At 38.3% G+C, this 21,900-nt stretch carries 20 protein-coding genes and 1 tRNA gene; 20 read left to right on the top strand and 1 reads right to left on the bottom strand.

Annotated elements, in window-relative coordinates; translation table 11 throughout:
- Positions 1-115: 115 nt before the first annotated feature.
- From QE450_RS12305 to murI, 19 genes are all read left to right on the top strand, one after another.
- Positions 116-1,162, top strand: coding sequence for a LacI family DNA-binding transcriptional regulator (locus tag QE450_RS12305; protein WP_273613062.1), 1,047 nt, complete (start codon positions 116-118; stop codon positions 1,160-1,162).
- 247 nt (positions 1,163-1,409) lie between these two features.
- Positions 1,410-2,660: an ABC transporter substrate-binding protein gene (locus QE450_RS12300; RefSeq protein WP_307299529.1), complete on the top strand. Its 1,251-nt coding sequence runs from the start codon at positions 1,410-1,412 to the stop codon at positions 2,658-2,660.
- 130 nt (positions 2,661-2,790) lie between these two features.
- Positions 2,791-3,675 carry a carbohydrate ABC transporter permease gene (locus QE450_RS12295; protein ID WP_274172273.1) on the top strand — a complete coding sequence of 295 codons (885 nt, stop codon included), beginning with the start codon at positions 2,791-2,793 and terminating at the stop codon, positions 3,673-3,675.
- A 6-nt stretch (positions 3,676-3,681) separates the two neighbouring features.
- The gene (locus tag QE450_RS12290) at positions 3,682-4,509 is read left to right on the top strand and encodes a carbohydrate ABC transporter permease (protein WP_307299527.1); all 828 of its coding nucleotides are present in this window, start codon (positions 3,682-3,684) and stop codon (positions 4,507-4,509) included.
- Positions 4,510-4,546: 37 nt separating this feature from the next.
- On the top strand, positions 4,547-7,231 hold the full coding sequence (locus tag QE450_RS12285; protein WP_307302688.1) for a glycoside hydrolase family 2 protein: 2,685 nt from the start codon (positions 4,547-4,549) through the stop codon (positions 7,229-7,231).
- A gap of 225 nt (positions 7,232-7,456) precedes the next feature.
- Positions 7,457-8,128: a uracil-DNA glycosylase gene (locus QE450_RS12280; RefSeq protein ID WP_307299525.1), complete on the top strand. Its 672-nt coding sequence runs from the start codon at positions 7,457-7,459 to the stop codon at positions 8,126-8,128.
- A 28-nt stretch (positions 8,129-8,156) separates the two neighbouring features.
- The gene (locus QE450_RS12275; protein WP_273613057.1) at positions 8,157-8,573 is read left to right on the top strand and encodes a hypothetical protein; all 417 of its coding nucleotides are present in this window, start codon (positions 8,157-8,159) and stop codon (positions 8,571-8,573) included.
- Between the two features lie 169 nt (positions 8,574-8,742).
- Positions 8,743-10,641: an Ig-like domain-containing protein gene (locus QE450_RS12270; protein WP_273613056.1), complete on the top strand. Its 1,899-nt coding sequence runs from the start codon at positions 8,743-8,745 to the stop codon at positions 10,639-10,641.
- Between the two features lie 206 nt (positions 10,642-10,847).
- Positions 10,848-11,114, top strand: a complete 267-nt coding sequence (locus tag QE450_RS12265; protein WP_307299521.1) for a hypothetical protein — start codon at positions 10,848-10,850, stop codon at positions 11,112-11,114.
- Between the two features lie 147 nt (positions 11,115-11,261).
- Positions 11,262-11,333 (top strand) — tRNA-Val (locus tag QE450_RS12260).
- Between the two features lie 61 nt (positions 11,334-11,394).
- A complete protein-coding gene (locus tag QE450_RS12255; RefSeq protein ID WP_273613054.1) occupies positions 11,395-11,703 on the top strand; it encodes a hypothetical protein in 309 nt (102 codons plus the stop codon).
- Between the two features lie 230 nt (positions 11,704-11,933).
- Entirely contained in the window at positions 11,934-12,101 is a 168-nt protein-coding gene (locus tag QE450_RS12250; RefSeq protein WP_273613053.1) for a hypothetical protein, read from the top strand.
- A 463-nt stretch (positions 12,102-12,564) separates the two neighbouring features.
- Positions 12,565-13,179, top strand: coding sequence for a hypothetical protein (locus QE450_RS12245; RefSeq protein ID WP_273613052.1), 615 nt, complete (start codon positions 12,565-12,567; stop codon positions 13,177-13,179).
- Between the two features lie 223 nt (positions 13,180-13,402).
- Entirely contained in the window at positions 13,403-14,182 is a 780-nt protein-coding gene (locus QE450_RS12240) for an amino acid ABC transporter substrate-binding protein (RefSeq protein WP_307299519.1), read from the top strand.
- Between the two features lie 148 nt (positions 14,183-14,330).
- Entirely contained in the window at positions 14,331-14,990 is a 660-nt protein-coding gene (locus tag QE450_RS12235; protein ID WP_274172300.1) for an amino acid ABC transporter permease, read from the top strand.
- A 15-nt stretch (positions 14,991-15,005) separates the two neighbouring features.
- A complete protein-coding gene (locus QE450_RS12230; RefSeq protein ID WP_307299518.1) occupies positions 15,006-15,752 on the top strand; it encodes an amino acid ABC transporter ATP-binding protein in 747 nt (248 codons plus the stop codon).
- Between the two features lie 98 nt (positions 15,753-15,850).
- Complete coding sequence (locus QE450_RS12225; protein WP_307299517.1) at positions 15,851-16,606, top strand: SDR family NAD(P)-dependent oxidoreductase; 756 nt, start codon at positions 15,851-15,853, stop codon at positions 16,604-16,606.
- Between the two features lie 106 nt (positions 16,607-16,712).
- The gene (locus QE450_RS12220) at positions 16,713-17,732 is read left to right on the top strand and encodes an alpha/beta hydrolase (protein WP_307299516.1); all 1,020 of its coding nucleotides are present in this window, start codon (positions 16,713-16,715) and stop codon (positions 17,730-17,732) included.
- Positions 17,733-17,844: 112 nt separating this feature from the next.
- Entirely contained in the window at positions 17,845-18,630 is a 786-nt protein-coding gene (gene murI, locus QE450_RS12215) for a glutamate racemase (protein ID WP_307299515.1), read from the top strand.
- 173 nt (positions 18,631-18,803) lie between these two features.
- Here murI and QE450_RS12210 read toward each other — a convergent pair whose 3' ends face one another.
- Complete coding sequence (locus tag QE450_RS12210) at positions 18,804-19,232, bottom strand: hypothetical protein (protein ID WP_307299514.1); 429 nt, start codon at positions 19,230-19,232, stop codon at positions 18,804-18,806.
- A 211-nt stretch (positions 19,233-19,443) separates the two neighbouring features.
- Between QE450_RS12210 and QE450_RS12205 the strand changes: the two genes are divergently transcribed.
- Positions 19,444-21,717: a glycoside hydrolase family 3 C-terminal domain-containing protein gene (locus tag QE450_RS12205; RefSeq protein WP_307299513.1), complete on the top strand. Its 2,274-nt coding sequence runs from the start codon at positions 19,444-19,446 to the stop codon at positions 21,715-21,717.
- Positions 21,718-21,900: the final 183 nt, after the last annotated feature.

The raw sequence follows: 21,900 nt of genomic DNA, 5'->3' as shown, positions 1-21,900 counted from the left end.
TTTGATACATATAGAGAATAGGATTAGAGTTGAAATTTGTTGAATAAAGCTTTATTGTTAAGTCAAGTGAATTCACTATAGATAGATTATAGAACAAAGGGGGATGATTAGCTCCATGAAAAAAATTACGCTCCAAGTGATTGCAGATGAATTGAAAGTCTCCAAAGCACTTGTCTCTAAAGCGTTATCCAATGACCCTGCTGTAAATGAAGGTACACGAGAAAAAATATGGCAAACTGCTGAAGAAATGGGTTACCGTATTAAGCCTGTTCGCAAAAAAGCTTCCGATACTCAAACAGGTAATATCGTTGTTCTGATGCCTAGAGCATACCTAGATGATATTGAATACTGGGGTAAAGTCATGCAAGGGGTAGAAGCTGAATTAACCAATCATCAATTTAGTATGATTTTATCGACAATAGATATTAGTTTATTCCCAAAAGAAGGATTGCCGTCTAGCATTTATGATCGCAAAGCAGATGGAGCGATAGTGATGGGACATTTACCGGATAATTATATCGAAATGCTACGCTCGATCGATTTTCCATTTGTTATGTTAGATGCTAACTTACTTGATCCTTCGATTGATCATATTCTGGCCAATAACTTTCTTGGTGCTTATCAAGCGACCAATTATTTGTTTGCACAAGGTCATCGGAAAATAGGATTTGTTGGTGATCCAGATGCTTCGTGGAGCTTTCGTGAACGTAGTCGGGGATTTCGTGAAGCGATTCGTGATTTTAATGAGAAAAATGATGAAGAAATTCAAGCTACATTTATTGCTGGTATCGGTGTAAGTGGGACAGGGATGTACATTACAGGTGAATTTGCAGATACATTGAAAACGCAAACAACTTCAGAGCAAGCTTTAACCGGACTATTTTGTGGGAATGATGTAGTTGCTTTGGAAACACTCAGTTTATTATCGAAATGGGATATTCATTGTCCGGATGATGTATCGATTATCGGGTTTGACGATTTAACGTTAACAGAATTGATGAACCCCAAATTAACGACTATTCGTGTTCCCAAAAATGATATTGGCATGCGCGCAGTACAGATGTTAATGCGCCGAATCGAACATCCTGAGGTTACACCCGAGCACATATTAATGTCTACCCAATTGATTGAGCGGGCATCGATTACAGCACCCAAGCAGTGATATAGAAGAAAGTCATAGTGATAAACGACGAAAAGCGATGTTATACAACGATATGGAATACAAATAGTTTATAAAAGACACTTAGCAAGTATTACTTATACGCTAAGTGTCTTTTTGGTGTGTGTTTATCTAAAGTCTATTTCAAAAATATCAATATGTTGAATTAAATATAATTATATTGTTGAAATAGAAGTTTAATTATGTTAATGTTTGAATGTAAGCGATATCAATATTAGGGGGCTTTAAAGTGAAAAAGATATATTTGTCTGTACTGCTCGTTTGTATATTTTCGGTATTGTTAACAGCCTGTGGTGGAAATCAGAGTACATCAGCAGACAAAAATGAAATTAGTGGCACGATCACTTTTTTAACAAATCGGACAGATATGGTTGGCGAAAAATATGATGATTATGCCAAACGTTTTAATGAAAAATATCCAGATGCTCATGTTGAATTTGAAGCAGTTACAGATCTAGACAAAACGACCAAAATTCGTGTCGGTTCTGGCGAATTTCCTGATGTGGTATTGATTCCAACGATTCCTAATTCAGACCTCCCCAAATATTTCACCCCATTAGATGATCTCGGATTGAATGATCGTATTTATTTTAAAGATTACAAATCGTTTGAAAATAAAGTGTATGGTATTTCAGTAGGTGCGACCACAACAGGTATTTTATACAACAAAAAAGCTTTTGCCGATGCAGGTATTACTGCGGTTCCCCAAACGCTTGATGAGTTCTATGCAGCAGCAGACAAGCTCAAAGCCGCAGGTAAAGTTGCGTTAGCTTCTAATTTTAAAGATCAGTGGACATTGTATCCGTGGTCTTCTGAGATTCCAACTGCAATTGCAGGCGATGCTAATCTCAACAACAAACGACTTGAAAGTAATGCTCCTTACCAACTGGATAACCCTTACGGTCAATCGATGAGCATTATTCGCAATATGTACGAAAAAGGTTATTTAGAGCCAGATATTAACTCTACCAATTGGGAACAATCCAAAAAAGATATCGCTAGTGGTAAATTCGCGATGTATGTGATCGGTAACTGGGCGATTCCGCAAGTGATTGAAAGTGGCACTGATTCCAGCAATATCGGGTACTTTCCATTTCCTTACGATAATTCTGGTAAATACAATGTCACATTAGCACCGGACTGGGCGTATGGTGTGAACAAAAATAGTGAGCATCCTGCAACAGCCAAAGCTTTTGTAAAATGGATGCTAGAAGATTCAGGGTTCGATGATTTTGCTGGATTTATCCCTGTATTGAAAGATAAAAAGCCGGCTGTAGAACAATTGACAGAATTTAATAGCTTCAAACCCAAGTATCTAGAAGCAGTATCTGATGATCCTAAAGTTACTGCTATCGTCAATAAAGCACAAATTACCAAAGAAGCCTTTGTACAAGAATTTGTACTGGCTCCTGATCCACAAACGATTATGGATAAATATAATGCCGAATGGGCAAATGCCAAAAAATCGTTAGGTCATTAACAATAGAACATAGACGTCTATTTGTGCTCACACTAGAACAGATGAAGAAGATCCGCAAAGCAGCTCATTTTATTAGAGTGATCTTGCTTTGCTGAATGAAGCTGTTACAGAAAGGGAATGAAGTGGAACGATGAGTCATATTTCATATCCATTACAACGAAAATTGATATTGATTTCGTTTTTGTTAATACCTTTAGCATTATTAGCTATTTTTACGTATTATCCAGCGATGCGATTAGTGTATTTGAGCTTTACCAGTTGGGATGGAATCAGCCCGGTCAAAGAGTGGCTTGGACTGGGTAACTATATTGAAATTTTCACCAATCCTGATTTGTTTGGTGTATTTCTTCATCAGATTCCTTATGTATTGATTGGGATTATTCAAAATATCGTAGCGATTGTATTTGCTGTGATTTTAAATTCCAAATTGCGAGGACGCAATTTTTTTAGAGTGATGTTATTTCTTCCTTTTATTATGAATGCTGTTGCAGTGGCTTTTATGTTTCAGTATGTATTTGATACGACTAATGGATCGTTAAATGGATTGCTAGGGCTTGTTGGATTAGAATCATGGCAACAAAGTTGGTTAGGGAATGCTTCGCTGGTCAACTATGCACTGGCATCTATCGGATTTTGGCGCTTTATGGGCTACAATATGGTCATTTATCTGGGAGCTCTTCAATCGATTCCCGGAGATATGTATGAAGCCGCCAGAATAGATGGAGCCAGCCGATTTCAAATGTTATGGTCGCTTACGATTCCTAATTTGACACCTATTATTTCATTAAATATGTTCCTTACGCTTAGTGGTGCTTTGGCGGTATTTGATTTACCGTTTGTTTTAACTAAAGGTGGGCCTGCTGGAGCAAGTGAAACATTTTTGTTCAAAACGATTGAAACAGCATTCCAATTTAACAATTACGGTCTAGCTTCAGCGATGAGTGTAGTTCTGCTTTTATTTACAGCTATTATTTTGGTGGTACAAAATCTAGTCATTAACCGGAAAGGAGATTAACTGCTTATGAATCGAAAGTTTGATATCGTGCATATGCTCAAATATGTCATTTTGATCGTAGGAACATGTACCGTTTTGTTTCCACTGTATGTGGTATTTGTGAATGCATTCAAAAAAGAAGATGAAGGCAGTAATCCTTTCTCGTTACCTGCTAGTTTTTTGAATTTTGAAAACTTTGCAAATGTTATCGACCGGGCAGATATTATGCACGCTTTTTTGAATACATTTCTAATTATTATTATCGCATTGCTTGGCAATATTATACTCGGTACGATGGTGGCTTATGCTGTAGGTCGAATTCAATTTAGAGGCAAACGGTTAGTGATTGGTGCGTTTCTGATCGCTACTATTATTCCGACGATTACGACTCAAGTGGTTACATTTTCGATTATTCAAGCGATGGGTATTTATAATACGCTTTACGCACCGATTTTATTATTTGTAGGGGCCGATGTGATTCAGATTTATATCTATTTGCAATTTATCAAAAATATTCCGTATGAATTGGACGAAAGTGCCATGATGGATGGAGCCAGTCTGTTACGGATTTATCGCAGTATTATTTTACCGTTGCTTGGGCCGGCAACAGCGACTTTGATTATTTTGAAAACGATCAATATTTACAATGAGTTATATATTCCATTTCTGTATATGCCCAAGCAAGATTTGGTTGTGGTCTCTACAGCGATTATGCGGTTTGCAGGCAATAATCAAGCACAATGGACGAATATTTGTGCGGCGATTCTGATTATTATGATTCCGACGATTTTGTTGTATTTGTTTTTACAGAAGTATATTTTCTCGGGCGTTACCAGTGGAGCAGTGAAAGGATAAGCATCTAACAAAGGAGGGAACGATTCTATTGGCAAGTATGTATACATCTGATCGTGAATATTCGTTAAGCCAGATGACATGGGAACTGAAAGGATTCTGGCCATGGGTTCCGGTCAAAGGCACAAGTATGGAAATTGGGAATGAATTGTTAGGAGTTACAGAATGGATGCCAGCGACTGTACCGGGAGGTGTTCATTATGATCTGTACCGGGCAGGATGGATAGAAAATCCGTATCAAGATATGAATAGTCTGCAATGTGAATGGGTGGAGAATCGCTGGTGGGTGTATCGGACTTGTTTTGAATGGAAAGATATTTATCCTCAGACAGATACAGTAGCTACCGAATTAATCTGTCAGGGATTAGATTATGAAGCACTCATTTATTGGAATGGACAATATCTTGGTGAACATATCGGAATGTACGAACCTGCGGTATTCGATATTACAGAGCAACTGCAACAAAGTGAACGTGTTGAACTGTTGATTGTACTCAAGCATCCACCGGATGAAATGGGGCAAATCGGCAAAACGTCAGCAACATTTACGCAGAAAAGTCGATTCAACTACAAGTGGGACTTTTCTACACGTCTGATTAATATTGGCATTTGGGATGATATAGTGCTCAAATCCTATCAACATTGTTCTTTACAGGATATTCAAGTAAAGACTGATCTAAACGAACAACATCAAGGAGTTATTCAGATCGGTGGAGAGATCCAGCCACATGGGAAAAGTAAAGGCAAAAAGTCTACGCTAGTACAAGTGGCTATTTTTGATCCGACAGGAAAGGCTGTTGTTCAATTAGAACAATCACTTACAGAGAGTGAGTCCACATTTACTATACAAAGTATGATAGATTCTCCTCAATTATGGTATCCCAACGGATATGGAGATCAGCCACTATATACGGTAGAGATTACATTGCTTCAGCACAATACCATATGTGATATGTATACATGTTGTGTAGGAATACGGCAATTGGAATATGTATCTAATGAAGGAAGTCCAACCGATGCGTTGCCTTATACTGTTCGGATCAACGGACGTAAAATCTATATCCGTGGAGCAAATATCACTCCGCTCGATCATTTATATGGAAATGTAACCGCTCGTCGTTATGAATGGCTGATTCATCTTGCTAAGGAAGCAAATATGAATATGCTTCGTATCTGGGGTGGCGGTATTATCGAAAAAAGTATTTTATACGAGCTATGTGATATTCATGGAATTATGATCTGGCAAGAATTTATTCAATCGAGTTCAGGGATCGATAATACACCTTCACAACGTCCTGAATTTTTGGATTTATTACAACGCAATGCGATCTCAGCGCTCAAGCGTCGTCGTAATCATACCAGTCTTACGATCTGGAGTGGTGGCAATGAATTGATGAGTGCACCTAATATTCCTTCCACCTATGATGATCATAATCTAGCATTGCTTCAGCAACTGGTACAGCAGTATGATCCACAGCGAATGTTTTTACCAACATCTGCTTCAGGACCTGTACAGTATATCACCCATGAAAAAGGGGTCAGCCATGATGTACATGGTCACTGGAAATACGAAGGTAATCCTCAGCATTACGTGTTGTACGGTGAAGCAGATCATTTATTTCATAGTGAGTTCGGTGTAGATGGACTAAGTCATGTTCGCAGTCTACATAAATTTCTAAGTCAATCTTACCGACAACCGACTTCGATGGAAGATAGTCTGGTCTGGCGACATCATGGAGAATGGTGGGATACGTATAGCCGGGATATCGAATTATTCGGTTCGCTCGATACTTTAGAATCATTTGTCGATTGTAGTCAATGGATTCAAGCCGAGGGATTACGGTTTATTTTGGATTCTAATCGAAGCCGTCAATTTAACAATAGTGGAAGTATGGTCTGGCAATTGAATGAACCATGGCCGAATGTCACCTGTACCAATCTAATTGATTATTATAATGAGGCGAAAATGGCTTATTATTGGGTGAAAGAAGCCTATGCTCCTTTTCGAGCAAGTATCGATTATCGCAGTCTGCATTATGTTGTTGGTGAGACGGTGGAGTTTCCGTTACGTGTTGTAAGTAATCATGCGTCCAGAGAATTCACTATCAATATGCAACTATTAGATAGTACAGGTCAGATGTTGCAACACCATTCTATTGTTGGGACAACTAATATCGATTATGCTATTACTCCTACAATATTCTGTTGTGAGATTCCACAGACCGCAGATCAGTTATTTTATATTCGTGTGCAATCAGTATGTGGAGACCAGCCTATTGCAGATAATATCTATCCTTTTTCAACAAGACAACAGTCGATCTATGCCCCTACGCTTGATCAAGCAGATGTTGACTTAGCAGTAGAAGCTCATCATGATTGGATTCATTCTTCTTTATCAGGATATCATCATACGTCATTTTGGAAACGGGAATACACAGTGACCAATCAAGGTAATACAGTGGCTTTGCATATTTATCCGTATGAATCTACAGACCGATTTTGGATGACAGCAAGCGAAGGGTACTTTACGTTGTTTCCCGGTGAGTCTAAACAAATAGTAGTGACTTGTTGCGATCAAGCCGCAGAACTATTTCCAGCAGATCGGTCGATATTATATACCGCTAAGGATGACCAGAACGAGCAGACATCACAACCTGAAATAGCTTTTGCATCCTTTCAACAACACGCTATCAGAAGCAATATAGAGCGATCATTGAATATGTAGATTTCTTGCCTTTCCAACCTAAAATAAGCTATAATACAGACGCATAGCAACATTTACTTTCTATTATAAATGTTGCTCATAGGTGAACGGTGAGATCCTTAGCATTCAAGTAGGTATACGTGTTTATCATAAGTACACCTATCGTATAAAGGACTGACTCATGAATAATGGGTTGGTCCTTTTTTTGTCAGACTACAAATCAATGAATAAGAAAGGATGTTGTATATGTTCGGTAATGATTGGGATGAAGTGCTCAAAGATGAAATGGAGAAACCTTATTTTCAACAGCTAATGACATGGTTAGATCAAGAGTATGAAGAAGCTGTAGTCTATCCGCCACGTGATTTACTTTTTCAAGCGTTCCGATTAACACCATATGCTGAGGTGAAAGCTGTAATTTTGGGACAAGATCCTTATCATGGAGCAGGGCAAGCAGAAGGATTAAGCTTTTCGGTAATGCCAGGGGTACGAGTACCGCCATCGTTACGTAATATCTACATAGAGTTAAAAGAAGATCTAAATATACCGACACCGAATCATGGTTCGCTTGTACAATGGGGCAAAGAAGGCGTTCTTTTGCTCAATACCGCATTAACAGTCAGAGAATCCAAGCCTGCTTCACATCGAGGTAAAGGATGGGAACAATTCACCGATGCAGTGATTCATGCGTTGAATGATCGCTCAGAACCGATGGCGTTTTTATTATGGGGCAATCATGCCGCCGAAAAAGAATCTTTTATCGATCAAGAGCGTCATTTGATTATTCGGTCAGCTCATCCCAGCCCATTTGCAGCTCGCAAAGGATTTTTTGGAAGCAAACCTTTTTCACGTACAAATGAATTTTTAGAGCAACATGGAGAACGTCCGATCGACTGGCATATTCCAAATATCACATAAAGATTCATACTTCAAGGGAGGTGAAAAGATGAAGCATTGGGAAGGTAAAAAAGTAATGGTTACTCGTGACGATGAATACACTTCTAGATTGTATGGTACGATCCAATACTGGGACGAAAGCAAAAATCGATTGATTTTACAACCAGGAGCGATCAATGTGCTGTTGAATGATATTTTGTATATCAAAGAATTAGAACAGTTACCTCAAGAATTAGAATCTTCTGCCGCAGAACTGAATCATATCGGGTATGTTATGAAATTACCGGTGCAATTCGATAATGCTATTCTTTTCGGCTCCCAGGTTATGATCTGGCAAGGCGATCGATTGGTTGAATTACAGGCTAAGATTATAAAACATGATCATCAACAAGTATTTTTAGGCAATGGTCGTATTTTGCGCAAATCAGATTATCGATTTATTGTTCGCTCTCTACGTGGATGCTGAACAGCTTTACTCGTGAAAATACACCTTGATTTTCCAGAAAAAGAAGAGAATTTACAGGACTATAGCCTTATTTTGGATCAATTGTCTTCAAAAATATAGTATTCCAACCGATATTAATACAGGAATGGACAGAGAAGATCACAAATACGTTATACAAGGAGAGAAATTAATGACACATACTGCCAAAATGGCAAAATGGATGCTTGCACTTGTTATCGTAGCGAGTACACTATTTCCAGCCGGAGTTTTCGCAGCAGACAGCAGTGCGGTATCACTCAAATTTTCAGACGACAATGCTTTAACTCTATCTCTAGATGATGATGCTACTGACTTAACAGTATCCACAGTAGACGGTTCAGGCAATACAGAAGATGTATCTGATGATGCAAAATGGACTTCTTCCGCATCTACAGTAGCTACTGTCAAAGCAGGAACAATTACCCCCGTTGGCACAGGTACAACAACAATCACTGCTAAATATGGCGATCTATCTGCTACTAAAAAAGTAACAGTGACTTCACCTTATACAGCATTAAAAATTTCGCCAGAAGTAGCAGCAAATGTAACGATCGGACAGCCTTATACATTCAAAGCAACAGCTACCAAAACAGACGGTAGTTCAGAAGATGTAACTTCTTCAGTAACATGGTCTACATACAGTGCAGCAGTAGCCACTGTATCTCTGGGTACGGTAAAAGGAATCAAACAGGGTACAACAACAATTACAGCTAGATATGCAGGACTTGCAGATACACAAACGATTTATGTACGTTCTTCTTTCCAGGGTCTAATGTTAACACCTGAAGAAGATCAAGTAATGTTTATCGGTGATACTCCAAAACAAATCAAAGCAGAAGTAGCAGATGCCACTCGCGTTCCTACGGATGTAACGAATGATGTGAAATGGACTTCATCTAATGCAATCAACGTAACAGCAGACAACGGTCTGCTAACTCCATGGGTAGAAGGTACTTCTACAATCAAAGCAGAATATGAAGATTATACAAAGAGCTTCAAAGTAACTGTCTACAAAACAATGAAAAAAGTAGAAGCTAGTGTAGATTCAATTGATTTGGTTACAGGAGATAGTGCTACACTTCCTAAAGTAACAGGAACAGCAGTAGATGGAACAACTGTAGATTTGTCTAAGCTTGTAGAATGGAGTGCAGGTGACGGAAGTATTGCTTCAGTCACAAGTACAAAAGTAGAAGCTGAAAGCGAAGGTAACGTTAATCTAGTGGGTACAATTGGTGATCTTAAAGTAACTGTACCGGTATCGGTTCAGACCAAATTGCTTGTATTGACACCAGACGTAACAACATTAAGTATTGTAGTTGGTGAAACTGCAAGCTTGCCTAAAGTAGAAGCAATGACAGTAGAAGGTTCTACCGTTGATGTAAGCAATGATATCGATTGGACATCTTCTTCTGAAAGCTTGTTGTTAACAGGTTCCAAAGCAAAAGCTTTATTAAACGGTAAAGCAACGCTTAAAGGAACGTACCTTAACAAAACAGTTAAAGTTGCGGTAACGATGGAACCAAAAATTAAATCAATCACTGTTACACCAGATGTGGTTGAGTTGAATATCAAAAAGAGCAAAACTATTAAAGCAGTAGGAATCTATGCTGCAACAGGTAAATCGGTAACATTGTCTACTAAAATGAATTGGGTTTCTTCGAATCCTTCTGTAGCGACTGTTAAAGGATCAAGTGTTAAAGCACTGAATCTAGGAACAACAACGTTAACAGGTTCGTATCAAGGATTAACATTGACAGTTAAAGTGAATGTAACTGCGAAGTTGAAAAAATTAACGTTCTCTGAGAAAGCGTTGAAATTGACTGTAGGCGATGCTAAATCTGTTCAAATCGTAGCTGAATACGATACAGGTACCAAAGTCGATGTTACCAAAGAAGCAACATGGACAAGTACTAAAGCAAATATTGCTACAGTAACAGAAGGTAAAATTACAGCACTTGCTAAAGGAACAACTACGATTAAAGTAGAATATGGCGATAAAAAGCTATCAACTACAGTAAATGTAAAAGAAGTTGTACCAGCCAAACAATAATCATATCGATTCACTTCATGTGAGGATATAACTTTAAGACTCTACCTAATCAGGTAGAGTCTTTTGTATAACAAGGATAGTTTGAGCTAGCAGAAGATATATAGAAGAGCGACTTGCCAAAAGGCAGTACTTCATTTAAAATAAGAACAAAAGTTCGTATATAGTTATAGATAGACTTTATACGATATTGTTAGGAGAGATACAGAATGTTAGAAGATAACGAACGCAAATTGTTACGTATTTTATATAACTTCTTTTCGTTATACCGTCGTATGCCAGAATGGAGAGAATTATCATTTAAGACAGGCAAAACGACAAATGAACTCAGTCAAATCTTATTGTCTTTAGAAAATAAAAAATACATATACTGGGATAGCAAACTTGAAGTAAACAGTATCGTCATGATCCAGGGCTGGGAGCGTAAAGAAAAGACGGTACTGCCTCTTCCAGAGTCTTATTGGACACAATATTGAAGTACATATACAACAGACGTAGTGGAGTCTGTATCCTGCCTAACCGGAAATGTGAATCACTACTAGAAAGAGCATAGTCGTATGCAAGCAATTGATTGACAACACTATAAATTCTTGATATTATATGGAAGTTGTCATACTTATTTTGACCTGTTAGCTCAGCGGGAGAGCACTATCTTGACAGGGTAGGGGTCAGTGGTTCGATCCCACTACAGGTCATAACCGAAAGTCCTTGTCTCTCAAGGGCTTTTTTATTTTTTGAATAAAGGAGCGACATCATATGATTCAGCGTTACCGTATTACCAGAGAGATGCAACAACCAGAAGGTCAAGTGGATCCGATTACATTAGAAGAGTGTCAGGCTTATTTTGCGTTGCAGCCGGACTTTATCTATACCCCTGTGTTTACCGTTAAAGGAGAAGCGACGATGTCGATCGAAGGAGATTTCTTCTTGTGGGATATTGGAACAGCTTCAATTCCGTTTCGTCATTATGAAGGTGATCTATACGTATCAGGTACCAATGAAGCTGTTATCCCGAAAATGATAGAAGTGGCTAGTGCATTACGAGCAGACATTGCAGAAGGATAAGGCTGTCTGTATAAAGTTCCAAAAGATTTTGGAACTTTATTTATTTTTATAAAATTCCTCAAACAACATATTAATACTATTTGATAACGATTACAAACTACATATACTTCTAACGATTTTCTAAGTATTTCCAATATGTTTGTGAAATTGTGTTTTAAACGACTGTAATCGGGGTCATATTAAATAAGCGTATCATTCAAGAGCGTATTAATTGATTTGGAGGAATTATGATGAACTTAGAATCTATGGTAACAGCACCTGTAATGGAAACAGAAGATACAGAAAATAGCTTTGTGGCTCAAGTACATGCTATTTTGAAAAATCGTCAAAATTCCGATTTAGCAGTAAGAGGCAAAATCAGCGAATTGGTTAGCCGATATACAGCAACAACCAACTAAACTGCATACATTTATCTAACAACAACTATAAATCATACTATATATAAAAACAGGCTGAACATTAGTGTTCGCCTGTTTTTTGATGTGTAGATTGATAAAGCATACATAGAGGCTCCTCTTACATATGTATCTGCAAAGTAAAAAAGAGGCAATAAAATACGCTCGATGCAGGTGTAATAAAACAGTAAAAAGCCCTGTATATCTACAAATATTCCAACAAAATACCAGATAGGTTTACTATAAGCACAGAAAAAAATGGTTTAATTTTTGACTTATGGTAAATATTTTTGATAATAACTGTGCTTCTTTTGATTTGAATTGTAATTAAAAGGTTAAATCCTTGTATAGATTAGATTTATTTGTATACGATGGTAGCTTAGTACATTTATTTTAAAGGTATCCACCTTGTCGAATAAACGATTTACTAGCCCAATCAATTCAACAAGAAAAGGGGTAGAATCTTATGCGTCAACAGCACCGATATGTCAATATGGATGTGCAGTACAATGACCAGATTCTTGATGTTAGTATTGTTTTTTATATGTATGGTAAGTTATCCAAATCGTATATTCGTTTTCGTTACAAAAAAGTAGATATCTTTGAATTGTATGATAGTAAAGAAGAAAATTACCAACAAGCTGTAAAAACAATCTGTGAATTGATTGATACGATCGGAGTCGAAACTTATAGAAAATTCGATCGTAGTATGGGCGAATTGAAACGCATCTACAGTAGACGAATTATTGTAGACAATAAAGTATATGCTAATTTTTATGAAAGTGAATTGAGTGTAGGCGAACGATTTATGTATAGCCGCGAAATTATGATGAACGATGGTAACCAATTAGAAGACCATTTGCTAATTGAAGACCGTGAAGATGTAGAATCTAAACAGCAAGTTTTGCGTAATTTGCGTCGCAAAGTTAAAAATTATTTTGAGGAAGTCGAAGTTTTACCACATCCTCAATATTTAAATACAAAATATAGCTTGGTGTATCAGGACATTACCGATTGGATGGAACAGAATATTCCTACTTATTATATTCAGCGTTTTATGAATGCACTGGAAGCCGTATAATAGCTATTCCAACAGCACCCCTAAGCGGGTGCTTTTTATATGTATTTTTACGATAAGTATTATGATTAGACGTTGGATACATAGTCACAAATGCTAAATAACTAAATATCTATTACTTCTATACGATAGCGCTCGACTTCACTTCCATGCTATGTTATTATAGTGGTTCTGATAACGTGGTAACGAACTAAAGCGTTCGGTAAATTGTAAGAGGAGCGATCATATGAAACAGAGAAAAATAGCAGGATGGGTATTACTTTTTAGTGTTGTTTTATTGGTATTGGCAGGATGTTCTAGTGGTACTAACAAGGACGACAATAAGTTAGTAATCGGCATCGATGACAAATTTGCGCCTATGGGATTTCGTGATGAACAAAATAATATTGTTGGTTTTGATATTGATTATGCCAAAGCGGCAGCCGCTAAAATGGGTAAACAAGTTGAGTTTCAGCCGATAGACTGGTCTGCCAAAGAATCTGAATTAAACAGTGGACGGATTGATCTGATCTGGAACGGATATACGATTACAGATGAGCGCAAGCAAAAGGTACTATTTACCAAACCTTATCTAGCGAATAGTCAGGTAGTAGCAGTGCTTGCTAACTCACCGATTACTACGTTTAGTGATCTAGCTGGCAAAACTGTAGGACTACAATCACTATCTTCCGCTTCAGATGCGTTGGAAGCAAACCCGATCAAAGCACAACTTAAAGAAGTAAGCGAGTTTCCTGATAATGTACTGGCATTGAGCGATTTGAAAAATGGTCGTCTGGATGCTGTCGTGATTGATGAAGTAGTTGCTCGTTATTATATGTCTAAAGAGCCGAATACTTTTAAATTACTGGATGAATCGTTATCTCCTGAAGAATACGGTATCGGTGTGAAGCAAGGTAATGAAGAATTGCTTAACAGCTTGCAAAAAGCGTTGGATGAATTGAATAGCGACGGTACCGCAGCCAAAATTTCAACAACATGGTTTGGCGAAGATAAGGTTCTGAAATAACACCAGTAAAGATGATGTATAACTGTTTGATAAAATAGTGCACCACATATAAAAATCATCAGAAAACCGGTTGAGCGATACAACCCGGTTTTCTTTTGTAAAGAGCAAGACTTGAATTCAAAATGTTGAGATGTAGGAGTCGAATATCATGAGTGTAGATTATTTATTACAAATCATAGGCCCGATGCTAGAGGGTGCTAAAAATACGATTATTCTATTTTTGATTGCAATCGTACTTTCGATCCCATTAGGATTTGGAATTACATTGTTAGCTAATAGCAGTATCAAATTATTATCTTGGATAGCCCATACGTTTATTTATATTACTCGTGGAACACCGCTATTGTTGCAATTACTCTTTTTCTGCTTTGGATTACCGATGTTGCCGATTATAGGTGACTATTTGGTATTTGATCGTTTTGTAGCAGCAGGACTTGCTTTTGTATTGAATTATGCGGCTTATTTTGCAGAGATTTTTAGAGGTGGATTATTGTCGATTGATAAAGGTCAACATGAAGCTGCACAGGTGCTTGGACTTAGCAAATGGCAAACGATGACCAAAGTCATTATCCCGCAAATGATTCGGGTAGCATTACCTGCACTGGCAAATGAGTCAATCACGCTGGTAAAAGACACTGCATTATTGTATGCGGTAGCTGTACCGGAATTGCTTCACTTTGCACAAACAGCTGTCAATCGTGATTTTACAATTACCCCGTTTGTCTTGGCTGGTATTATTTATCTATTAATGACATTAGTATTGACGTTGCTGTTCAAAGGATTGGAACGTCGATTTAAATTTGAATAAAAGGAATGTCTATCTATGACTATGATTGAAGTACAACAACTCAAAAAAAGTTTTGGCGACCTAGAAGTGTTAAAAGGTGTTAATTTTACAGTTGAACCTGGAGAAGTAGTTGCTATTATCGGACCTTCTGGCTCTGGCAAAAGTACTATGTTACGCAGTCTTATTCATCTGGAAGAAGTCAACAGCGGAAGCATTTTATTTCAAGGTCAAGCATTAGTAGAGGACGGAAAATATACTAATGCAAGTCAGATCAAAAAAATAACGTCACGTATGGGAATGGTTTTTCAGCACTTTAATTTATTTCCGCATTTGACGGTGCAACAGAATTTGGAATTGGCTCCCAAAGCGGTCAAAAAAGAAAGTGTAGCTGATATTCGCAAACGTAGTGAAGTGATACTGAATAAAGTCGGATTGCTTGATAAAGCCAATGTATTACCAGCTAATCTTTCCGGCGGGCAGAAGCAACGGGTAGCGATTGCCAGAGCATTAATGCTTAATCCTGATATTTTATTATTTGATGAACCCACTTCGGCGCTTGATCCAGAATTAACAGGTGAAGTATTGCGAGTGATGCAACAACTAGCGCAAGAAAAAATCACGATGGTTGTTGTCACACATGAGATGAATTTTGCTAGAGATGTAGCGGATCGGGTGATCTTTATGGATAAAGGCGAGATTGCTGAATCCGGTACTCCGCAACAGATTTTTGAGAATCCTCAATTAGACCGTACCAAAGCTTTTCTTAGTCGTGTAGAAAAATAAAAATCAGTCTATACTTAGAGTATAAATACTTATAAGTAAGTCTGATACCAGCATGTGATGATGCTATGTATTCAGAATACTTCTGATGGAGGAATAGAATGAATACACAATCCAAAGTAGCTATTATTACAGGAGCTGGAAGCGGTCTTGGTCAAGCAACCGCACTAAAGTTAAGCGATAACGGAGTGAGTGTAGTTGTTGTCGATATCTCTGAAACTGCTGGTCAAGAAACCGTATCTATGATCGAATCCAAAGGTGGAACAGCCCTGTTTATCGCTGCTGATGTCAGTCAAGCACCACAGGTAGAGCAGTTTGTTGAGCAAACGGTAGCTACATTTGGGCGTATAGATATGTTTTTCAATAATGCAGGCATTTCAGGCCCGGGGCTAAAGTTAGCAGATCATACGATTGAACAATTCGATCAGATTATTAATATTAATTTGCGTGGAGCTTTTTATGGAATGAAATACGTAATTCCTGAAATGCTCAAAACAGGCGGCGGTTCGATCGTCAATACAGCTTCTACCGCAGGTGTAGTAGGCGTACAGACAGTAGGCCCTTATGCCGCTAGCAAACATGGTATCATCGGCTTAACACGTACAGCAGCGATCGAATACGGCAAAGATCATATTCGTGTTAATGCGATTGCACCGGGTACGATTGAGACACCGATGGTCGCTGAATTTGGTAGACAAAATCCAGAGACGATGAAAGCAACAGTAGACAGTATTCCTTCTGGACGTTTAGGTAGACCGGAAGAAATTGCGAATCTGGTAGCTTTCCTATTAGGTGATGAAGCTCCTTATATTAACGGGGCGGTATATTCTATCGATGGTGCTGTAACCGCGCAATAAGATAGAATAGGTTATCGCACTAGAATTTGGTACAATACGTATGCAAGAACCCTTGAATAATCATTTCAAGGGTTTTTCTTATTTTGAAAGTATAGGAGCTGAAGACATGACTACACTAACATACACACGTCTTATTAATCGAACACTTGAAATTTTGGCAGAGAATAGCAGTCAAGAAGCTTATACTTATATAACTGAACATGCTCATGAAGTGAAAGGTAACGAGGCACAGGTGTATAATTTTCGTTATTCGTTAGCGGCGGCGTCAGGCATGAATACAGAAGCATTGCAATTATTACAAGAAGCTATTTTGGAAAAAGGGTACTGGTATTCTTCAACGTATTTGCTGGAAGAAGAAGATTTGAAGTCTTTGCGTGATCAAGATGAATTTCAGAAATTAGTAGAATTATGCGCAGAACGAGAAACACTAGCACGTGAAGAGTCTACACCTGAATTGAAAATTCTGTATCCGCATGATCAAGAAGATCATACGATAAAGCAGACCATTATTGCGCTACATGGTGATCAGGAAAATATTGAGATTGTAGAACCGTACTGGATCAGTCTACTTGATCATCATTACCGGTTAGCTTTACCTCAATCTTCGCAAATTCTTTTTACAGATGCATATGAATGGGAAGATGTAGAGCAAGGGGTAGAAGAGTTGAAATGGCATCTTAGTGATATTATGACCGAAGATGCGCAAAGCCCTGCTACACCGTCACTCAAGCCGATTGTAGGAGGATTTTCTGCAGGTGCAAGAGTAGCATTATATACAGCAATTCAAGAGCCTACAGCGTTCAGTGGCTTGATTCTATTAGCACCATGGTTGCCAGAAGCATCAGAATGGGAGCAAGGTCTAGCAGGGTTACAAGAAGCTGGAGTGAAGCTTTCAATTATGTGCGGAGAATGGGATGACGATTGTCTACCGGGCACAATGGAACTGATCGAAGCACTTCAAGAAGCTCATATAGATTACCAGTATATTGAACTGCCTGAACTGGATCATGATTACCCTGAATCATTTGCTCAGTTACTGCACGAATCAGTCACTTATATTCAATCGACAGAGCAAGAAGACGAAGATGAACTGAATCCTACAGAATCTACAGACAACAACGAGTAATCTAAAATCATATCTCAAGTTTATTTTAAAAATGAATTCAAAAAAGTTATAATCATAGAACGATTTTATTACAAAGACAACAAGTTGCCGTCTTGAAAGAAGAGTGAATACATTGAAAATTGGAGTTTTTGACTCGGGGATTGGTGGATTAACTGTTTTACATGAAGTGCTCAAAGTATTGCCAGCAGAAGATTATCTATTTTACGCAGATACTCAACATGTGCCTTACGGTGAAAAGCCCAAAGACGAGGTGCGTCAGTATATTTTTGATGCGGTAGATTATCTGGCAGCGCAACATATTAAAGCATTGGTAATCGCTTGTAATACAGCAACCAGTATAGCGGTAAATGATCTACGTCAGCGTTATGACTTTCCTATTCTGGGGATTGAACCGGCAGTTAAGCCTGCTGTACAGAACAGTATGATCAAGCACAAAAAAGTACTCGTTTTAGCAACAACATTAACATTACGAGAAGAAAAATTTCAAAATTTGGTACGTTCAATAGATACAGCTGATATTGTGGAAAGTTTGGCTTTGCCAGGTCTGGTACAACTAGCAGAAAAAAGACAGTTTGCAGAGGCAGAGGTACAGTCTTATTTACAACAAGCACTAGCAGGATTGGATCTCAATCAATATGGTACTATCGTATTAGGATGTACACATTTTCCTTATTTTAGAGAACATTTGCATCATTTCTTTCCTGAAGAAGTCGATATTATTGATGGTGGAGAAGGAACTGCACGCAATCTGTACCGCATTTTGCAACAACGTTCTCAGATCGGTGAAGGAACAGGTCAGATCAGTTATGTAGAATCAGGTCAGATTATCCATGACCCTGAGCGACTCAATAACTATGATCAATTGCTGTTGAGATTGTCAGCTTCTTCGACATTATGATGATTGTAAAACCTGATTGAACTAACACAAAAGATATCAAGTCAAGCGCAGACTTCTATAGGAAGCTGCGCTTTTTTGTGATAGATATAAAAGGAGAGTATGGAGTTGAAAGATGGATATTATAGAAATATACATTATCACCATAACGATAAATGTAACTGGCGCAGCTATGATTACGAAACTTGCGTAGGAGAAGTAGAAGCAACATTAGGCGTTGTAGAATGACGAAGAGAACGGGTAGTTGTAATCGAGATGAATTTACGTCTGGTAGCAGTAGGTCTGACGACAGATTGAGTTATAGCAGTAGAAAAAGATTCAGTAGTCTGGCGAGCTGTAGCATCTATAATCGGAGATGCAGTATATCCAGTCAGACGAGGATGAAGCGGTTGAACAGGCTTAATCGTAGGCTTGAGCTTGGACTTCGCAGGTTGCCACGCAAGAATCTGATCTTCACGAAATGTACGCGGACTACCTGTACGTAGACAGTCAGCATAGACTAGACCTTTGCGAATATGCTTAATCTCGATGCGTCGCTGTGTCAGTTGATTAGAACGATCCATATATACAATTTCCACAATTTCACCTACATATTTAGATAACATGGCATGTACTCCTATCCGAACGTTTGTTCTTATTTATATTCTTATTATATACGAACATACGTTTCTTTTTCAAGTGTTATTTGTTGTTTTCAAAATAAGTACCAATTACATATGGATCGTACCATACAGCCTATACATTTCAGCTTATGCTTATATTGGGTAAATGAATTAATGAAGATTAATTTTAGGTATAGCCATTTAAGGAGGACTTATGAAAACAGATATTTCACAACTATTATCGCAAATGACACTTGAAGAAAAAGCTAGTCTTTGTTCAGGTCTTGATTTTTGGAACACACAACCTATCGAACGTCTAAATATTCCATCTGTAATGATGACAGATGGCCCGCATGGATTACGTAAGCAAGCTAAAGAAGCCGATCACTTGGGGTTGAACGATAGTGTACCGGCTACCTGTTTCCCATCAGCCGCAGGAATGGCTTCTTCTTGGAATCGCGATCTTATTCGCCAAGTAGGAGAAGCACTCGGTCAAGAATCGCAAGCAGAGAATGTCGCTGTTTTGCTTGGACCAGGAACTAATATCAAACGCTCTCCGTTATGCGGACGTAACTTTGAATACTTTTCAGAAGATCCGTATCTTTCTGCTGAATTAGCAGCTCATCATATTCAAGGGGTACAAAGTCAAGGTGTAGGTACATCACTTAAACATTTTGCCGCTAATAATCAAGAAGAACGTCGTATGAGTGTAGATGCTATTGTCGATGAACGTACATTACGTGAAATTTATCTAGCTAGCTTTGAAGGAGCTGTTAAGCAATCTCAACCCTGGAGCGTGATGTGTTCATATAACAAATTAAATGGAACATATACTGGTGAGAATGAATTTCTATTAACCAAAGTATTACGTGAAGAATGGGGATTTGAAGGATTTGTAGTGTCAGATTGGGGCGCTGTTAATGAACGTGTAGACGGTCTGCAAGCAGGTCTAGAACTTGAAATGCCTGCAAACAATGGTATCGGTGATGCCAAAATCGTCAAAGCTGTACAAGAAGGGCAATTGGACGAAAAAGTTGTCGATCGAGCAGTAACACGGATCTTAGAATTTATTTTCAAAGCAGTAGAACAGCGTCAACAAGATAGTTCATATGAGGCAGAAGAACACCATGCACTAGCTCGTAAAATAGGTCAAGAAAGTATGGTTTTACTTAAAAATGAAGATCAACTATTACCGCTTGCTAAAAAAGGAAATATTGCGGTGATCGGTGAATTTGCTCAGAATCCACGTTACCAAGGTGGCGGTAGTTCCCATGTGAATCCTACACAACTGGATAAAGCATTGGATGAAATGACCAAGCTTGTTGGGGATCAAGGTCATGTATCGTATGCAGCTGGCTATGATCTGGATAGCGATGATATCAAAGAAGAATTAGTTCAAGAAGCTGTACAATTAGCAGCAAAAGCTGAAGTTGTAGTGTTATTTACAGGGCTCCCTGATCGTTATGAATCAGAAGGATATGATCGTACACATCTTCATATCCCACAAAATCATCAGCATTTAATCGAAGAAATTGCCAAAGTGCAGCCTAATTTGATTGTTGTACTTAGCAATGGTTCACCTGTGGTCATGCCATGGATAGGACATGCCAAAGCAGTACTAGAAGGGTACTTGGGTGGACAAGCATTTGGCGGTGCAGTTGCCGATTTACTATTTGGTGAAGTGAGTCCAAGCGGAAAATTAGCTGAGACTTTCCCTATGCAGTTAAGCGACAATCCATCCTTTTTGAATTTTCCAGGTGAACAAGATCGGGTAGAATATCGTGAAGGTATTTTTGTCGGCTATCGTTATTATGATACTAAGCAGATCCAACCTCTATTCCCGTTCGGTTACGGGTTAAGCTACACTACATTTGCATACAGTGATCTCAAAGTCGATCGTGAGCAATACAGCGATCAAGATCAAGTAAAGGTAAGTGTGAAGATTACCAATACAGGTCAAGTAGCAGGCAAAGAAATTGTACAATTATATGTAAAAGATAGTGAAAGTATAGTGATACGTCCAGAGAAAGAACTCAAAGGATTTGCTAAAGTGCATCTACAAGCAGGAGAAAGTCAGACCATAGACTTTACACTCGATAAGCGTGCATTTGCTTATTACAATGTAGAATTAGCAGACTGGCATGTGGAATCAGGAACATTTGAGATTCTGATCGGTTCTTCTTCTCGTGATATTCATGTCCAACAATCGATCAACATTCAATCCAGTGTAGAACTTCCGCTGACGATTGATCGCAACACCACGATGGGCGATATTACGACTCATCCCAAAACAGAGCAACTGGCTAAAGAATTGCTGGATCGTTCAGGTATGGGACAATTGTTCGACGCTAGTGATGATATGATGTCAGCGATGGTTAAAGGAATGCCGTTACGGGCAATGGTCAATTTCGGACAGGGAAAATATACAGAAGAAATGCTTGCCCAAGATATCGAAAAGTTAAATCAAGCATTTGTACCACATCAATAATTATCAGATCAAACAGCTCTTTTTCATATAGAAAAGGGCTGTTTTTTTGTATGTTTTAGAACGAAGATTATAGGATCTAAATATAAATTATGTATCCAATGCTAATAACAGCCGTCTTTATCTTCTATTTATATGATACAATTGTAAAGAGTACACAATGGGAAGATCGAAGGAGCAAAATAA

It is taken from the genome of Paenibacillus sp. SORGH_AS_0306 (genome assembly GCF_030819345.1).
Taxonomy (GTDB): Bacteria; Bacillota; Bacilli; order Paenibacillales; family Paenibacillaceae; genus Saccharibacillus; species Saccharibacillus kyungheensis.
The sequence above is the reverse complement of the archived record's forward strand: the minus strand, read 5'-3'. Positions and strand labels throughout refer to the sequence as shown.

Bases quoted from the DNA above. Each gene is read 5' to 3' on its own strand.
- QE450_RS12235 (WP_274172300.1), top strand. From the start codon at position 14,331: ATGAGTGTAGATTATTTATTACAAATCATAGGCCCGATGCTAGAGGGT.
- QE450_RS12220 (WP_307299516.1), top strand. From the start codon at position 16,713: ATGACTACACTAACATACACACGTCTTATTAATCGAACACTTGAAATT.
- QE450_RS12275 (WP_273613057.1), top strand. From the start codon at position 8,157: ATGAAGCATTGGGAAGGTAAAAAAGTAATGGTTACTCGTGACGATGAA.
- QE450_RS12295 (WP_274172273.1), top strand. From the start codon at position 2,791: ATGAGTCATATTTCATATCCATTACAACGAAAATTGATATTGATTTCG.
- QE450_RS12205 (WP_307299513.1), top strand. From the start codon at position 19,444: ATGAAAACAGATATTTCACAACTATTATCGCAAATGACACTTGAAGAA.
- QE450_RS12225 (WP_307299517.1), top strand. From the start codon at position 15,851: ATGAATACACAATCCAAAGTAGCTATTATTACAGGAGCTGGAAGCGGT.
- QE450_RS12250 (WP_273613053.1), top strand. From the start codon at position 11,934: ATGAACTTAGAATCTATGGTAACAGCACCTGTAATGGAAACAGAAGAT.
- QE450_RS12245 (WP_273613052.1), top strand. From the start codon at position 12,565: ATGCGTCAACAGCACCGATATGTCAATATGGATGTGCAGTACAATGAC.
- QE450_RS12230 (WP_307299518.1), top strand. From the start codon at position 15,006: ATGACTATGATTGAAGTACAACAACTCAAAAAAAGTTTTGGCGACCTA.
- QE450_RS12270 (WP_273613056.1), top strand. From the start codon at position 8,743: ATGACACATACTGCCAAAATGGCAAAATGGATGCTTGCACTTGTTATC.
- QE450_RS12285 (WP_307302688.1), top strand. From the start codon at position 4,547: ATGTATACATCTGATCGTGAATATTCGTTAAGCCAGATGACATGGGAA.
- QE450_RS12265 (WP_307299521.1), top strand. From the start codon at position 10,848: ATGTTAGAAGATAACGAACGCAAATTGTTACGTATTTTATATAACTTC.
- QE450_RS12255 (WP_273613054.1), top strand. From the start codon at position 11,395: ATGATTCAGCGTTACCGTATTACCAGAGAGATGCAACAACCAGAAGGT.
- QE450_RS12240 (WP_307299519.1), top strand. From the start codon at position 13,403: ATGAAACAGAGAAAAATAGCAGGATGGGTATTACTTTTTAGTGTTGTT.
- QE450_RS12305 (WP_273613062.1), top strand. From the start codon at position 116: ATGAAAAAAATTACGCTCCAAGTGATTGCAGATGAATTGAAAGTCTCC.
- QE450_RS12210 (WP_307299514.1), bottom strand. From the start codon at position 19,232: ATGTTATCTAAATATGTAGGTGAAATTGTGGAAATTGTATATATGGAT.
- QE450_RS12290 (WP_307299527.1), top strand. From the start codon at position 3,682: ATGAATCGAAAGTTTGATATCGTGCATATGCTCAAATATGTCATTTTG.
- QE450_RS12280 (WP_307299525.1), top strand. From the start codon at position 7,457: ATGTTCGGTAATGATTGGGATGAAGTGCTCAAAGATGAAATGGAGAAA.